This is a genomic window from Rhizobium sp. SVR5-9E, from assembly GCF_056755095.1.
The window spans coordinates 1-14,804 of record NZ_JBNDHS010000127.1; the positions used below are offsets into that span (position 1 = coordinate 1).

The 14,804-nt window shown below is 60.7% G+C and carries 15 protein-coding genes; 5 read left to right on the plus strand and 10 right to left on the minus strand.

The genetic code is table 11. From position 1 onward, the window contains the following. The coding region (locus ACPYOJ_RS31280; RefSeq protein ID WP_481419714.1) for a transglutaminase-like domain-containing protein at positions 1 to 285 on the plus strand (285 nt) is incomplete at its 5' end. Here the strand turns inward: ACPYOJ_RS31280 and ACPYOJ_RS31285 are convergent. The 9 genes from ACPYOJ_RS31285 to chvE form a co-directional block, all read right to left on the minus strand. Further along, on the minus strand, positions 245 to 1,120 hold the full coding sequence (locus ACPYOJ_RS31285; protein ID WP_481419715.1) for a transglutaminase-like domain-containing protein: 876 nt from the start codon (positions 1,118 to 1,120) through the stop codon (positions 245 to 247). The two genes, ACPYOJ_RS31280 and ACPYOJ_RS31285, sit on opposite strands and share 41 nt — an antisense overlap. A 101-nt stretch (positions 1,121 to 1,221) precedes the next feature. Next, a complete protein-coding gene (locus tag ACPYOJ_RS31290; protein ID WP_481419716.1) occupies positions 1,222 to 2,097 on the minus strand; it encodes a transglutaminase family protein in 876 nt (291 codons plus the stop codon). Positions 2,098 to 2,145: 48 nt separating this feature from the next. Beyond that, on the minus strand, positions 2,146 to 2,388 hold the full coding sequence (locus ACPYOJ_RS31295) for a hypothetical protein (protein ID WP_481419717.1): 243 nt from the start codon (positions 2,386 to 2,388) through the stop codon (positions 2,146 to 2,148). A 114-nt stretch (positions 2,389 to 2,502) separates the two neighbouring features. Beyond that, the gene (gene araD / locus ACPYOJ_RS31300) at positions 2,503 to 4,242 is read right to left on the minus strand and encodes an L-arabinonate dehydratase (RefSeq protein ID WP_168830356.1); all 1,740 of its coding nucleotides are present in this window, start codon (positions 4,240 to 4,242) and stop codon (positions 2,503 to 2,505) included. A 62-nt stretch (positions 4,243 to 4,304) separates the two neighbouring features. Further along, positions 4,305 to 5,738 (minus strand): aldehyde dehydrogenase family protein, encoded by a 1,434-nt coding sequence (locus ACPYOJ_RS31305; RefSeq protein WP_481419718.1) that lies wholly within the window; start codon positions 5,736 to 5,738, stop codon positions 4,305 to 4,307. Between the two features lie 70 nt (positions 5,739 to 5,808). Then, complete coding sequence (araD1, locus tag ACPYOJ_RS31310) at positions 5,809 to 6,804, minus strand: AraD1 family protein (RefSeq protein WP_481419719.1); 996 nt, start codon at positions 6,802 to 6,804, stop codon at positions 5,809 to 5,811. A 110-nt stretch (positions 6,805 to 6,914) separates the two neighbouring features. Next, on the minus strand, positions 6,915 to 8,123 hold the full coding sequence (gene mmsB, locus ACPYOJ_RS31315; RefSeq protein ID WP_481419720.1) for a multiple monosaccharide ABC transporter permease: 1,209 nt from the start codon (positions 8,121 to 8,123) through the stop codon (positions 6,915 to 6,917). Then, positions 8,120 to 9,658, minus strand: coding sequence for a multiple monosaccharide ABC transporter ATP-binding protein (mmsA, locus tag ACPYOJ_RS31320; RefSeq protein ID WP_481419721.1), 1,539 nt, complete (start codon positions 9,656 to 9,658; stop codon positions 8,120 to 8,122). Before mmsA ends, mmsB begins: the two co-directional genes overlap by 4 nt. A 94-nt stretch (positions 9,659 to 9,752) precedes the next feature. Beyond that, positions 9,753 to 10,817 (minus strand): multiple monosaccharide ABC transporter substrate-binding protein, encoded by a 1,065-nt coding sequence (chvE, locus tag ACPYOJ_RS31325; protein ID WP_481419722.1) that lies wholly within the window; start codon positions 10,815 to 10,817, stop codon positions 9,753 to 9,755. Positions 10,818 to 11,090: 273 nt separating this feature from the next. Between chvE and ACPYOJ_RS31330 the strand changes: the two genes are divergently transcribed. Then, positions 11,091 to 12,086: a LysR family transcriptional regulator gene (locus ACPYOJ_RS31330; protein ID WP_481419723.1), complete on the plus strand. Its 996-nt coding sequence runs from the start codon at positions 11,091 to 11,093 to the stop codon at positions 12,084 to 12,086. A gap of 95 nt (positions 12,087 to 12,181) precedes the next feature. Then, positions 12,182 to 12,661, plus strand: a complete 480-nt coding sequence (locus ACPYOJ_RS31335; RefSeq protein ID WP_481419726.1) for a hypothetical protein — start codon at positions 12,182 to 12,184, stop codon at positions 12,659 to 12,661. On the opposite strand, the gene ACPYOJ_RS31340 is transcribed toward ACPYOJ_RS31335, so the two are convergent. Further along, positions 12,662 to 12,895, minus strand: coding sequence for a hypothetical protein (locus ACPYOJ_RS31340; RefSeq protein WP_481419727.1), 234 nt, complete (start codon positions 12,893 to 12,895; stop codon positions 12,662 to 12,664). It lies immediately after the preceding gene. Between the two features lie 153 nt (positions 12,896 to 13,048). Between ACPYOJ_RS31340 and iolG the strand changes: the two genes are divergently transcribed. Both iolG and ACPYOJ_RS31350 read left to right on the plus strand, forming a co-directional pair. Beyond that, positions 13,049 to 14,041 (plus strand): inositol 2-dehydrogenase, encoded by a 993-nt coding sequence (gene iolG, locus ACPYOJ_RS31345; protein WP_481419724.1) that lies wholly within the window; start codon positions 13,049 to 13,051, stop codon positions 14,039 to 14,041. Between the two features lie 164 nt (positions 14,042 to 14,205). Further along, on the plus strand, positions 14,206 to 14,804 hold a 599-nt coding region (locus ACPYOJ_RS31350), incomplete at its 3' end, for a DMT family transporter (protein ID WP_481419725.1).

Below are 14,804 nucleotides of genomic sequence, written 5' to 3' on the forward strand. Positions count from 1 at the left end.
ATGCAGGTGCCCGCCCGCTATGTGTCCGGTTACCTGATGATGGAAGGGGAGGCCGAACAGGCCGCCACGCACGCATGGGGCGAGGCGCATATTCCGGGTCTCGGTTGGGTCGGCTTCGATGCCGCGAACAAGATCTGCCCAGATGAGCGCTACGTTCGGATCGCTTCAGGCCTTTGCTACCGTGACGCAGCCCCGGTCTCCGGAATGCGGATCGGCACGCCGGGCGAGAAGCTGACGGTCACGGTCAGGGTCGAGGCTCAGGGCCAGATGCAGAGCCAGAGCTGACAAGCGCAGCGGGCCTGACACCGCGATCCTGAATGACTTCTTCCGTCAGGACTTCGAACTGCACCAATGCAGCCTGGCCGAAAGCGGTCGAGATCGCCACGTCGGTCGCGTCGCGGCCCCTTGCCATCAATATGCGGCCGATGCGCGGAATGTTGTGCCGGGCATCGGCCGTGTACCACCGCCCGCCCAGAAAGACTTCAAACCAGGCATTGAAATCCATCGGTGCCGGATCGGGCGGCACGCCGATGTCGCCAAGATAGCCCGTGCAATAGCGCGCCGGTATGTTCATGCAGCGGCAGAGCGTTATCGCAAGATGCGAGAAGTCGCGGCAGACGCCGGTCTTGTCACAGTAGCCGCCGTACGCGGTTCTGAGGGCGTCGGCTTTCTGGTAGTCGAATGCGATATGGCCGTGGACGAAATCGGTAATCGCCTGGACGCGGGGCCAGCCGGGTTCGGTGTTCGAGAAGGTCGCCCAGGCGAAATCACCCAACCGGTCCGTGTCGCAATAGCGGCTCCCCAGGAGGAATACGAGAACATCGTCGGGCAGATCGTTGACCTCATGCTGTCGGGCATCGGGCGGCACCACGTCCGGCTCGCCACTGTCACGGATTTCGAACTCGGTTGAAATCTTGGTCAGTCCCGGCGGGGCAAGGATGCGCGCGCAGCAGTTGCCGAAGCTATCGGTATAGGTCCGCGCACGGACCGGCTGGCTGAACGACAGCACCTCATCGGTCAGGAGATCGGGGCGTCGCGAGGGATGGATATTGAGGACCAGAAGCATCGGCGTCGGCTGAATGCATTCATAGCCTAAGGTAAAACCAGCGCGAATCTTCACGGGGCCTCCTATGGAAAGGCTGGGAAGTCCACCAGCCTGCGGCCCTCATCGAACGCCGCAAAAATCTATGAGTTCCATATAGATGGGAGCGCCGGCTGATTTCACGGTCCGCTGGTAACATTGACCTGCACAACCAGAGCCTCGAAGTCATCCGCCTCTCCGTCATAGCTTCCTGACAGCGGGATCGCCTGGCGGGGATCGCGGGCAACGCCGACGCGGATCAGATCGTGATTGCCGACGATGCCATTGGTAGGGTCGAACTCCACCCAGCCGGCACCGGGAAGATAGACTTGGCACCAGGCATGTGTGGCGCCGCCGCCGAGCGTCCTCGACCCGTCCCGATCAGCCACGTAGATGTAGCCGGTGACGAAGCGTGCGGCGAAGCCGAGCGAACGCGCCGCCTCCATCATCAGCAGCGCGAAGTCACGGCAGGTGCCCTGCCGCCGCACCAGCGTTTGGAACGGCGTCTGGGTTCCCGGTGCGGATCGGCGCGCATAAGCGAAACTCTCGTGAATTCCGTAGCAGAGGGTCATCAGGACACGGCCGGTCTGCCCGGAGGAACGCGTTCCGACGAATTGTTGCGCCCATTTTGCAACCGCGCCATCCGGATCATCGTAATGACGGGTGATCGTGCAGGAGAGATCCGGCAACTCTTCCTCGTCATAGGAGAACGGATAGGTCAGCGCCTTGCGATCGATTTCGAGATCGAGCGGCACCTGCGGTGTGTGATCAAGGCGGATATTGCTTTCGAACCGAAGGTGATCAGACACCCTGTCAATGTTCACAAGCGCAATACAATTGCCGAAAACGTCGTGGATCCAGCGGATTCGGGCCGGTTGCGGATCCGCTGTCAGGGTCGCATCCAGGAGACGCTGATCGAAGCTGTCCCGCGGGCGGAAAAGGATCCGGTGCTGGCCGAAGGCGACAGGCCGTCTATAAGAATACTGCGTAATATGCCTGACGGAAAAAACGGTCATGCTGCATCGCCCGTCCTGGGAATGTCCGATGAAGGAACCGGCCAGCGATCAATCGAATTCCGGCACCGACCCTGACTGGAACAGGATCACCGATGGGCCGTGCTCGCCGATGGCCGGATTTCCTTCGCTGCACCATACGACGACGCCATCATAATCGTTCACAAGCGTCTGTGCGACGTAAACAGCGGTTTCCTCCTTCTTCATCTGGCGAGGCTCGAAGGCAGGCCGCAATATACCGTTGTCGTCCTTGTTAAACGCGCTGAGCACAATCAATTTCCGCACACCGGGCATGGCGCCTCTCCTGCGGCCATAACGGCGGGGAGGGGAGTTCGTTCCGGGAGTGCCAGGTGTGCAAAGAAAAAGGCGAAGCTCCCGCTCCGCCTTGATGCCAATTCCCGGTTTGCCTCAGTGGCTGTCTCTGCCAACCGCGTTGCCGCGACATCCTTTGAGGAAGTCGAGGTCGGCGCCGGTATCAGCCCCTTCGACATGCTGCTGGTGCAGCCAGGCATAGCCGGAGGTGGGAAGATCATGCTGCGGCTTCCATTCGGCGAGGCGGCGTGCCAGTTCCTCTTCCGAGATGTCGAGATGCAGACGGCGGTTCGGGACGTCGAGCTCGATGAAGTCGCCGTTCTTGACGACCGCGAGCGGTCCGCCGACAGCAGCTTCCGGCGAGGTGTGCAGGACGACAGTGCCGTAGGCCGTACCGGACATGCGGGCATCGGAGATGCGAACCATGTCGGTGATGCCCTTCTTGAGCACCTTGGGCGGCAGGCCCATGTTGCCGACCTCGGCCATGCCTGGATAGCCCTTCGGACCGCAGTTTTTCATGACCATGACGCAGGTCTCGTCGATGTCGAGGCTGTCGTCGTTGATCTTGGCCTTGTAGTCGTCGATGTCTTCGAAGACGACGGCGCGGCCGCGATGCACCATCAGATGCGGGGAGGCGGCCGATGGCTTCAGAACCGCGCCCTTCGGGGCGAGGTTGCCGCGTACGACGACGATGCCGCCGGATTGCGTCAGCGCCTTTTCGGCGGGCAGGATGACGTCTTCGTTCCAGTTGACGACGTCCTTGACCTCATCCCAGATGCTCTCGCCTGATACAGTCAGCGCGTCCTTGTGCAGGAGACCGGCTTCGCCGAGGCGCTTCAGCACCACCGGAAGGCCGCCGGCATAGAAGAACTCTTCCATCAGGTACTTGCCCGACGGCATCAGGTTGACGATCGTCGGCACGTCGCGGCCGCAACGATCCCAGTCGTCCAGCGTCAGATCGATGCCGACGCGGCCGGCCATGGCCAGCAGGTGGATGACGGCGTTGGTCGAACCGCCGATCGCCGCATTGGTGCGGATGGCGTTTTCGAAGGCTTCCTTCGTCATGATGTCCGAGGGCTTCAGGTCGTCCTTGACCATCTGGACGATACGCCGGCCGGTGAGTTGCGCCATCACCTTGCGGCGGGAGTCGACGCCCGGGATCGCGGCGTTGCCCGACAGAGCCATGCCGAGCGCCTCGGCCATGGAGGCCATGGTGGAGGCGGTGCCCATGGTGTTGCAGGTGCCCGACGAGCGGCTCATCGAGGCTTCCGCCTCAAGGAACTCGGCCTGCGTCATCTCGCCGGCCTTCACCATTTCGGAGAATTTCCAGAGATGCGTGCCGGAGCCGACGCGCTCGCCGCGGAAATAGCCGTTCAGCATCGGCCCGCCGGTGACGACGATCGAGGGGAGGTCGCAAGACGCGGCGCCCATGATCAGCGACGGCGTGGTCTTGTCGCAGCCGACCAGCAGCACGCAGCCATCCATCGGCTGACCGCGGATCGCCTCCTCGACCGCGAGCGCAGCCAAGTTGCGGTACATCATCGCCGTCGGGCGGAAGGTGTTTTCGGAAGCCGAGAAGACCGGTACTTCGAGCGGGAAACCGCCGGCTTCCCAGACGCCAGCCTTCACCTTTTCGGCGAGCTCGCGGAGATGACCGTTGCACGGCGTCATATCCGACCAGGTATTGAGGATGCCAATCACCGGCCGTCCGTCGAACAGATCGTGCGGATACCCCTGGTTCTTCAGCCAGCCACGGTGATAGATCACGTCGCGGCTCGTGCCGCCGTACCATTCCTGTGACCTCAGCTTGCGCGGCCACTCCGCTTTCTTCTTCATGGACTTTCTTCCTTCAGAGGGTTCCCGTACCGCCTCGTACGGTCCGGAACCCGATCATGTGGTTACGCCAGCGTGTAGGCGGTCTTGACGGTTGTGTAGAATTCGGCAGCGTACTTGCCCTGCTCGCGCGGGCCGTAGGACGAGCCCTTGCGGCCGCCGAAGGGAACGTGGAAGTCGACCCCTGCGGTGGGCAGGTTGACCATCACCATGCCGGCCTCGGAGTTGCGCTTGAAGTGCGTCGCATGCTTGAGGCTGGTGGTGGCGATGCCGGCCGACAGGCCGAAGGGCGTGTCGTTGGCGGTGGCCAGCGCTTCTTCGTAATCCTTGACGCGAATGAGCGAGACGACCGGTCCGAAGATCTCTTCCCTGCTGATACGCATCTGGTTGGTGGCTTCGGTAAAGAGCGTCGGCTGCAGGTAGAAACCGGGCGTCTCGCGGGTGACGAGTTCGCCGCCAAAGGCGAGCTTGGCGCCTTCCTTTTTGCCGATCTCGATGTAATCGGTATCGGTCTTCAGCTGCTTTTCATCGACGACCGGACCGATGTGGGTGCCGGCCTTCAGGGCGTTGTCGACCACGAGCGTCTGCAGCTTTTCCGTCAGCGCCGCCACGAACTTGTCGTGAATGCCTTCGGTGACGATCAGGCGCGAAGAGGCGGTGCAGCGCTGGCCGGTGGAGAAGAAGCCGGAATTGGCGGCCGCTTCGACGGCGACGGTGAGATCGGCGTCGTCGAGAACGACCATCGGGTTCTTGCCGCCCATTTCGAGCTGGAACTTGCGGTTATGTTCGATCGACGAAACAGCGACGCGGCGGCCCGTACCGGTGGAGCCGGTGAAGGTGATGCCGGTAATGTCGGGGCTGTCGAGCATCGCCTGGCCGACGACCGAGCCGTTGCCCATGACGAGGTTGAGCACGCCCTTCGGCAGGCCGGCCCGATGCAGGATGTCGACGATCGCCCAGGAACAGCCGGGAACGAGCTCGGCAGGCTTGAAGACGATGGTGTTGCCGTAGCAGAGCGCCGGCGCAATCTTCCAGGCCGGGATCGCGATCGGGAAGTTCCAGGGCGTGATGATGCCGATGACGCCGAGCGGGTCACGGGTGATCTCGACGCCGATATTCGGGCGCACGGACGGGATGACTTCGCCTGCGAGGCGCAGCGCTTCGCCGGCGAAGAACTCGAAGATCTGCGCGGCACGGATCGTCTCGCCGATCGCTTCCGGCAGCGTCTTGCCTTCTTCACGGGCAAGCAGGGCGCCGAGCTCGTCCTTGCGGGCCATGATCTCGTCGCCGGCCTTCTTCAGGATGACGTGGCGTTCCCAGATGCCGGAACGCGACCATGCAGGGAAGGCAGCCTTGGCTGCGGCGATGGCGTTCTTGGTATCGACCGCGGAGCCGCTGGCATAGAGGCCAACGACCTCCTTCGTATCGGACGGATTGATGTTTTCGACTGCGTCGGCGCCAGTCCATTCGCCGGCGATCAGGTTTTGATAAATGGTCATGGGCTGAACGAGCCTCCTTTACCTTTACAAATGTGGTCTGGCCGTGGGAGGCGGCCAGCCCAACGAAACCTCAAAGCTGTTTCACAGCGATATTTTCTTCGGAGGCAACCTTCAGCGGATTGCGCAGCGGCAGGCCGAATTCGGCAACTTCGATTTCGAAGACATCGCCGTCTTCCGTCTTGATGCCATCCGCGAAGGAAAGCGTCGCCGTGCCGAACATGTGGACATGAACGTCGCCAGGCACGCGGAAGAGGCCGTATTTGAAATGATGATATTCGAGGTTCGCGAAGGTGTGCGACATGTTCGCCTCGCCGGAGAGGAACGGCTTCTCGAAGATCACCTTGTCGCCGCGCTTGATGCGCGATGTGCCGCGGATGTCGTCCGGCGCCACGCCGATGCGGATCTCCGGACCGAAGCTTGCGGGACGCAGCTTGGAATGCGCGAGAAAGAGATAGTTGATCCGCTCTGTGACGTGGTCGGAAAACTCGTTGGAGAGCGCAAAGCCGATGCGGAACGGCGTGCCGTCCTCGCCAATGACGTAGATGCCCGCCATTTCCGGCTCCTCGCCGCCATCAAGCGCGAAGGACGGGGAGACGAGGGGAGCGCCCGGCGCGGCAGCGGCATGGCCGTTGCCCTTGTAGAACCATTCGGGCTGAACACCTTTTTCGCCGGCCTTCGGCTTGCCGTTCTCAAGGCCCATCTTGAACATCTTCATCGAGTCCGTGAGCGTTTCTTCGGCGGCCTCGGTGGTCTTCTTGTGCATGGAGTCGCGGGTCGCCGCCGAGCCAAGATGCGTGAGGCCGGTGCCCGTCAGATGCAGGTGAGCGGCATCTGGATGCGTGATCGGCGGAAGGAACCTGCCTTCGGCATAGGCCTTCTCAAGATCGACCGCATCGCCGTAGCCATGCTCCTGGATGACGGAGACGAGCGATTTCCCCTTCTTTGCGGCTTCCGTCGCCAGTGCGTAGACGCTGCCTGCGTTCCTAACGGCTTTCGCTGTACCGCCCGGCTCACGCACGGATACGATGATCTCTCCGTTCGAACCCTTGATCTGCGAAATAAGCACGGCCCTGATCCTCTTTTGCTAATCGCGGAATACGCTCCGCCCTTCCGGCTCCCGAGGAAGCCGGAATTGATCTTCAATGACTGCGAATGCCTGAACCGGCGCCGGAGCGCTCAGCCCTTGTTCTTGTTATAAACGTCGAAGAAGACGGCGGCCAAAAGCACGAAGCCTTTCACCATCTGCTGGAAATCAATGCCGAGACCGATGATGGACATGCCGTTGTTCATCACGCCCATGATGAATGCGCCGATGACCGCACCGGTAATCTTGCCAACGCCGCCGGATGCCGAAGCACCGCCGATGAAGCACGCTGCGATTACGTCGAGCTCGAAGCCGACGCCGGCCTTCGGCGTCGCGGAGTTCAGGCGAAGTGCGACGATGATGCCGGCAAGCCCCGCAAGCGCACCCATATTGACGAAGGTGTAGAAACTCAGTCGCTCGGTGTTGATACCCGACAGCTTGGTCGCCTTTTCATTGCCGCCCATGGCGTAGATGCGGCGGCCGATGGTCGTGCGGCGGGTGACGAACGTATAGGCTGCAATCAGTACCAGCATGACGACGAGAACGTTCGGCAGGCCGCGATAGGTCGAAAGCTGCCAGCCAAGCGCCAGGATCGCCAGCGTGACGATGACGTTCTGGGCGATGAAGAAGCTCATCGGCTCGACATCGATACCGTGGCTTTCATTGACCTTGCGGCGGCGCCAGGCGAGGTAGAAGAGAATGGCCGGAATGATCAGCGTCAGGATCAGCGAGGTCGACTGGACCGGGATCCCGCCGATATCGATCATGCCGCCCGGCAGGAAGCCGGTGCTGATGATCTGGAATTCCTTGGGGAAGGGGCCGATGTTCTTACCGCCGAGAACGGTCAGCGTCAGGCCACGGAAGACCAGCATGCCGGCGAGGGTCACGATGAAAGAGGGGATGCGGTGATAGGCGATGAAATAGCCCTGCGCCGCGCCGATGATTGCGCCAACCAGGATACAGAGCAGGCCGGCCAGCCAGTAGTTCATTCCCAATGACACTGTCAGGATTGCCGCAATCGCGCCGACGAAGGCGACGATGGAGCCGACGGAGAGGTCGATGTGCCCCGCCACGATGACGAGCAGCATGCCGAGCGCCATGATGACGATGAAGGAGTTCTGGAGAACGAGGTTCGTCAGATTGACCGGACGAAACAGAATGCCGCCGGTATAGATCTGGAAGAACAGCATGATCGCCACGAGCGCAATCAGCATGCCGTATTCGCGGATGTTGCCGCGGATGTAATCGGCGATCGAAACGACGTTGCTTTCCTCTTGGCTGGTCGGGTTGACAGGAGTCATTGTTTCTTCTCCCCTGAGCGCATGATAGCGCGCATGATGGTTTCCTGGCTCGCTTCGGCCTTCGGCAGTTCAGCGACGATGCGACCTTCATTCATCACGTAGATGCGATCGCAGGTGCCAAGCAGCTCCGGCATTTCCGACGAGATCATCAGAACGCCCTTTCCATCGGCGGCAAGCTGGTTGATGATGCTATAGATTTCATATTTTGCACCCACGTCGATACCGCGGGTCGGCTCGTCCAGGATCAGCACGTCAGGATCCGAGAACAGCCACTTGGAAAGCACGACCTTCTGCTGGTTTCCGCCGGAGAGGTTGACCGTTTCCTGGTAGATGCTCGAGGAACGGATACGCAGCTTCGACCGATAATCCGTCGCGACCCTGCTTTCCTTGATGCCGTCGATGACGGTGCCGCTCGAAATGCCGTTGAGATTGGCAAGCGACGTGTTGTGCATGATGTTGTCGGCCAACACGAGGCCGAGATGCTTGCGATCCTCGGTCACGTAAGCGAGACCGGCATCGATAGCCTTGCGGACGGTGCTGGTGTCGACCGGCTTGCCGTCGACATGGACTTCGCCTGATATCTTGTGACCGTAGGATTTGCCGAACACGCTCATGGCGAATTCGGTGCGCCCGGCACCCATGAGACCGGCAATGCCGACGACCTCGCCCTTGCGGACGTTGATGTTGATGTCGTGCAGCACCTGGCGGTCGCGATGCTGCTGGTGGAAGGCGTTCCACTTCTTCACTTCGAAGATGGTGCCGCCGATCGGAACCGAACGCGGCGGATAGCGGTCTTCCAGATCGCGGCCCACCATGTTGCGGATGATGATGTCTTCGCTGATTTCGTCCGCGTGACAGTCGAGCGTCTTGATCGTCATGCCGTCGCGCAGGACGGTGATTTGATCTGCGACCTTGCGGATTTCGTTCAGCTTGTGGGAAATGATGATGGACGTCATGCCCTGCTTGCGGAATTCCATCAGCAGGTTGAGCAACGCGTCGGAATCTTTCTCGTTGAGCGAGGCCGTCGGTTCGTCGAGGATCAGAAGCTTGACGCTCTTCGACAGCGCCTTGGCGATCTCGACGAGCTGCTGCTTGCCGACGCCGATGTCGGTCACGAGCGTATTCGGAGATTCGCGCAGGCCGACCTTGGCCAGAAGCTCTTTGGTGCGGTTGTAGGTGGTTTCCCAGCTGATGACGCCGCTCTTTGCGTTCTCGTTGCCGAGGAAGATGTTTTCCCCGATCGACAACAGCGGCACGAGCGCCAATTCCTGGTGAATGATGACGATGCCGATTTCTTCGGAGTCCTTCAGGGCTTTGAAGTTGCGGACATTGCCGTCGTAGACGATCTCGCCATCATAGGTGCCTGCGGGATAGACACCGGAGAGAACTTTCATCAGGGTCGACTTGCCGGCCCCGTTTTCCCCCACAACTGCATGGATCTCACCCTGTCGAACCTTGAGGTTCACGTTCTCAAGCGCCTTCACGCCCGGGAACGTCTTGGTGATGTTCCGCATTTCGAGGAGTGTATTTTCCATGATCAAAAATCCAGCGCCGTGACGTCAAGGAATGCCCGGCGATCGTAGAATTCAAGACCGGAACCCGCAATGCGGGTTCCGGCCGTTCTTCATATTACTTCAGCTGGTCAGCGGTGTAGTAGCCGCCTTCTACGAGGACCTTTTCGTAGTTGGTCTTGTCGACCGCTACCGGCTTCAGCAGGTAGGACGGAACGACCTTGACGCCGTTGTCGTAGGTCTTCGTGTCGTTCACTTCCGGCTCCTTGCCAGACATCACAGCGTCAACCATGGAAACGGTGACCTTTGCGAGGTCGCGCGTATCCTTGAAGATCGTGGAGTGCTGTTCGCCGGCAATGATCGACTTGACGGACGGAACTTCTGCGTCCTGGCCGCTGATGACCGGCATCGGCTGGTCACCCGAACCGTAGCCAACGCCCTTCAGCGACGAAATGATGCCGATGGAGAGACCGTCGTAAGGAGACAGAACGGCGTCAACACGGGCGTCCGTGTAGTTGGCCGAGAGCAGGTTGTCCATGCGGGCCTGGGCCGTTGCCGGGTCCCAACGCAGCGTGCCAACCTTGTCCATGCCCGTCTGGCCGGACTTCACGACGAGCTTGCCGCTGTCGATGTAGGGCTGCAGGACGGACATTGCGCCGTCATAGAAGAAGAAGGCGTTGTTGTCGTCCGGCGAACCGCCGAAGAGTTCGATGTTGAACGGGCCCTTGCCGTCCTTGAGGCCGAGCGCGTCAACGATGGAACCGGCCTGCAGAACGCCGACCTGGAAGTTGTCGAACGTTGCATAGTAGTCGACGTTGCCGGAGTCGCGGATCAGGCGATCATAAGCGATGACCTTGATACCGGCGTCGTGGGCCTTCTGCAGAACGTCGGAAAGCGTCGTGCCGTCGATCGAAGCAACAACGAGAACCTTGGCGCCCTTCGTTACCATGTTTTCGATCTGCGAAAGCTGGTTCGGAATATCGTCGTCACCATACTGCAGGTCGGTCTGGTAGCCGGCTGCCTGGAGCTGCTTGACGATGTTGTTGCCGTCGTCGATCCAGCGGGCAGAAGACTTCGTCGGCATTGCGATACCAACGAGGCCCTTGTCCTGCGCCATTGCAGGCATAACGAACGAAGCGACGCCGAAGGCTGCCGCAGCCATCAATGAGATAATGGATTTCATTTCTCTCTCCCTTGTTAATAGAACGGCGGACGGCAAGCCGCCCGCCACGAAACTGTGGCAGGTTCCGTAGATTGGATAGTTACTTCAGATGGTGAGAAAAGAAGTAGGTTTCCTCCACGATCTCACACGTGTTGAGTGCCAACCAGCACACGGCCGCAAACTCGTATGGAATCTTATAACTGTCAAATAGAATCAGTGTTAAAATGCATACCAACTTTGGTATATCGTTAAAAAGTATTACTTTTGAAGGGGATGAGAAGAGGGAGTGCAGCCATGACGGGTATTTCCGGGCCGATTTCTGCGGATCGTATCGATGTCCACAGTCAAAATTTTGGTGATGATGCCCTGCTGCGCGCGGGTTTGAAGCTGAATCACCTGCGGATGATCGTCGCACTCGAAGATAGCGGACAGATTTCCGCGGCGGCGGAAAGCCTGAACATCTCGCAGCCTGCCGCCTCCAGAATGCTCGCTGAAATGGAGTCGATCGTGAAGACGTCACTCTACGAGCGAGTGGCCCGAGGGGTGGTGCTGACGACGTTTGGAGAGGCGCTCGCGAGACGCGCTCGAAAGATTATGCTCGAGCTGCGCGAGGCCAGCCGGGAAATCGGCGAATTGAAGAGCGGCAAGGGCGGATCCGTCTTCATCGGCGCGGTCACCGCGCCGGCGATGAGCCTCGTGGTTCCCGCCATCGACAAGGTCCGCAAGGCCTTTCCGGGCATGGAGGTCAATCTAGAGGTGGAGACCAGCAACGTTCTGGCGCGGCACCTGCTCGCGGCCCGGTACGACTTCATCATCGGCCGCATTCCCGACGATCTCAATCCCCGGCTCTTCGAAGTGCAGGAGATCGGCATAGAGAGAGCCTGTCTGATCGTCCGCTACGGGCATCCGCTCGCCGAGAAGAGGGTGTGCAGCCTTGCCGACATTCGTGGCTACGAGTGGGTCTTCCAGCCACCGGGCTCTCTGCTCCGGCGCACCTTGGAGGATATCTTTCTGGCGGCGGGCGTGCCGCTGCCCGAGAGCATCGTCAACACATCTTCCCTGCTGCTGACCTGCGCGATCATTAGCCAGACGAACGCGATCGCACCCGTAGCGCTGGAAGTCGCGCAGTTTCTCGCAGGCCAGGGATCGAGGGCCTCCGATGTGCATGTGCTGCCGACCGACTTCGAAATCAACATAAAGCCCTATAGCCTGATCACCGCCCGCGAGCGCGCCCTGCCTCCGAGCGCGCGACTTCTTCACGATCTCATTCTCGAGCAGTGCCAGACTTAGAGCCTTGAAAGGCTCGAGGTCTGGCCCTCGGCAGTCCTCACGCAAGCCCGGCACCATTCAGGTATTGTTTAATGTTCGCCTTGAAGGGTGGCGGCATGTTGTTCGGGCAATCGATTTTCCAATCCGTTCTGGAACGGCTGAAGGCGGAAGAAGAGGATAATGACGAGGATGAGACCCCCGCCGCCTATCGCGTCCAAGGTTTGAGCGCGGGGCTTGCTTTCGATGTGATGGAGGGGGTGTCGGCCGCGTCGCAGCGTCCCGGGCAGGCCTATCTCGACAATCTCGAGCCGGAAATGCCTGCTGCGGCGGCGGAAGAGGAAGTGCAGCCGCAGCCCGTTCCGGAGCCGGAGCCCGTGATGCCGGAGCACCTTGCGCGCATCACGCCTGCAGAAATCGCAGCCGAACTCTCGATAACGGCGGCCGACACACTTCAGACGCTGAACGAGAAGCGGCGCGCCTTTGCCAAGTTGAACCATCCCGATCGGGTGGCGCCGGCATTCCGGCAGAACGCGACGACGCGCATGACGCTTGCAAACCTCATGATCGACGAAGCCGTGCGGCGTCTCGGCCGCTGACTATTCAGGGTCCGCCTCGTCCGGCTTTGGAGCTTCGTTCGGCTCGGCAGACGGCTGCTTGTAGGTCCAGAAGAGCATATAGAAGGCATAGATGCCGGCAGCGCCCGACAACACGCCCCAGAACGGGTCGCCGCCGATGAACTCCAGAGCTGACCAGCCCAGGCATACGGCCACGATCAGAGCGCGTACCCAGACATGGCGGTAGGCGGGATGACTCGGATCGATAAGCTGCATGTGTTCCCCGGTCATGTTTCGATCACTTGTCTTTAGGCCGGATTTTGTAAAAGTGAAAGGGCAGCGGGCTTGACGGCTCGAACGGAAGGTGGAATGAAAATTCCACAGATACGCAAATTCGGTTCATTTGTTCCGAATTCCAGGGAGGGTTTCATGACAGTCAGATTTGGTCTTCTCGGTGCCGGCCGCATCGGCAAGGTTCACGCCAAGGCGGTGAGCGGTGATCCGAACGCGACGCTCGTTGCTGTCGCTGATGCGATGCCGCAAGCAGCCGAAGCAATCGCGTCCGCTTATGGCTGTGAGGTGCGCTCGATCGAGGCGATCGAGGCGGCCAAGGACATCGATGCCGTCGTCATCTGCACGCCGACCGATACGCATGCGGATCTGATCGAGCGCTTTGCCCGCGCCGGCAAGGCGATCTTCTGCGAAAAGCCGATCGACCTCGACGTCGGGCGGGTCAAGGCCTGCATCAAGGTGGTCGAGGAAACCAACGCCAAGCTGATGGTCGGCTTCAACCGCCGCTTCGATCCGCATTTCATGGCCGTGCGCAAGACGATTGACGACGGGCGCATCGGCGAAGTCGAGATGGTGACGATCACCTCGCGCGATCCGGGCGCTCCGCCCGTCGACTACATCAAGCGTTCGGGCGGCATCTTCCGCGACATGACGATCCACGATTTCGACATGGCCCGCTTCCTGCTTGGCGAGGAGCCGGTATCCGTTGTGGCGACTGCCGCCGTACTCGTCGACAAGGCGATCGGCGAGGCGGGCGACTACGACAGCGTCTCGGTCATCCTGCAGACGAAGTCCGGCAAGCAGGCGGTGATTTCCAATTCCCGCCGCGCCACCTATGGCTACGACCAGCGCATCGAAGTGCACGGTTCGAAGGGCATGGTTGTCGCCGAGAACCAGCGCCCGGTCTCGATCGAAGTCGCAAACGGCGACGGTTACACCCGCCCGCCGCTGCACGATTTCTTCATGACCCGTTACACTGAAGCCTACGCCAACGAGATTGCAGGCTTCATCGCGGCGATCGAAAAGGGCGCAAAGATTTCACCCTCCGGCGCTGATGGCCTTGCGGCCCTGGTGCTGGCCGACGCGGCGGTGCAGTCCGTCAAGGAAGGCAAGCTCGTCAAGATCGGCTGAGCTCCCTCCGGACCAACCATACTGGATGGCCGGGCGCGCGCCCGGCCATTTCCTTTCGGCGCCGACCATCAGCCAAACTTGAAATAATTATCAACGCTTTGCCTTTGACGCGGAGAGGTTGGACCGCTATTGGCGCGACAATACCTCTTGCCCCAGAGTCCTCCATGACCCTCGATCGTTATGCGCCCGCTATCTTCGTGCTTTTATGGTCCACCGGCTGGGTTGTGGCGAAGTATGCGGCGCTTCATTCCGAGCCCTTCACCTTCCTCGGTATGCGCTATGCGCTATCGGCGCTTGCCTTTCTCGCCCTCTGTCTGGTGCTGAAAGCGAAATGGCCCGACCGGGCTACGGTGCTGCGGGCGATCTATTCGGGCTTCTTTCTGCACGGCTTCTATCTCGGCGGCCTCTGGTGGGCGATCGCCAATGGTGTTCCGGCAGGCATCTCCGGGATCATCGCCGCTCTCCAGCCGCTCATGACGGCTATGGCCGCGCCTTTCCTGATCGGCGAACGGCTGCAGCCGACGCAGAAGTTCGGCCTTCTCCTCGGCTTCCTCGGCATAGCGATTGCCGTTTCCCCGAAGCTTTTCGACCCTGGATCCGTGAGCCTCGCTCATGCGGCGGTGCCATTGGCGATCAATCTCCTCGCCATGGCCTCGGTCACGTACGGGACGATTTACCAGAAAAAGCACCTGCACAGCGGCGACCTCAAGACGATCGCGACGCTGCAGTATGTGGGCGCGCTCATCGTGACTGTCCCTCTGGC

Excerpts from the sequence above, each read along its gene's own strand:
- ACPYOJ_RS31340 (WP_481419727.1), bottom strand. The coding sequence starts at position 12,895 with ATGCAGCTTATCGATCCGAGTCATCCCGCCTACCGCCATGTCTGGGTA.
- mmsA (WP_481419721.1), bottom strand. The coding sequence starts at position 9,658 with ATGGAAAATACACTCCTCGAAATGCGGAACATCACCAAGACGTTCCCG.
- iolG (WP_481419724.1), top strand. The coding sequence starts at position 13,049 with ATGACAGTCAGATTTGGTCTTCTCGGTGCCGGCCGCATCGGCAAGGTT.
- ACPYOJ_RS31305 (WP_481419718.1), bottom strand. The coding sequence starts at position 5,738 with ATGACCATTTATCAAAACCTGATCGCCGGCGAATGGACTGGCGCCGAC.
- araD (WP_168830356.1), bottom strand. The coding sequence starts at position 4,242 with ATGAAGAAGAAAGCGGAGTGGCCGCGCAAGCTGAGGTCACAGGAATGG.
- chvE (WP_481419722.1), bottom strand. The coding sequence starts at position 10,817 with ATGAAATCCATTATCTCATTGATGGCTGCGGCAGCCTTCGGCGTCGCT.
- ACPYOJ_RS31290 (WP_481419716.1), bottom strand. The coding sequence starts at position 2,097 with ATGACCGTTTTTTCCGTCAGGCATATTACGCAGTATTCTTATAGACGG.
- ACPYOJ_RS31335 (WP_481419726.1), top strand. The coding sequence starts at position 12,182 with ATGTTGTTCGGGCAATCGATTTTCCAATCCGTTCTGGAACGGCTGAAG.
- mmsB (WP_481419720.1), bottom strand. The coding sequence starts at position 8,123 with ATGACTCCTGTCAACCCGACCAGCCAAGAGGAAAGCAACGTCGTTTCG.
- ACPYOJ_RS31330 (WP_481419723.1), top strand. The coding sequence starts at position 11,091 with ATGACGGGTATTTCCGGGCCGATTTCTGCGGATCGTATCGATGTCCAC.
- ACPYOJ_RS31295 (WP_481419717.1), bottom strand. The coding sequence starts at position 2,388 with ATGCCCGGTGTGCGGAAATTGATTGTGCTCAGCGCGTTTAACAAGGAC.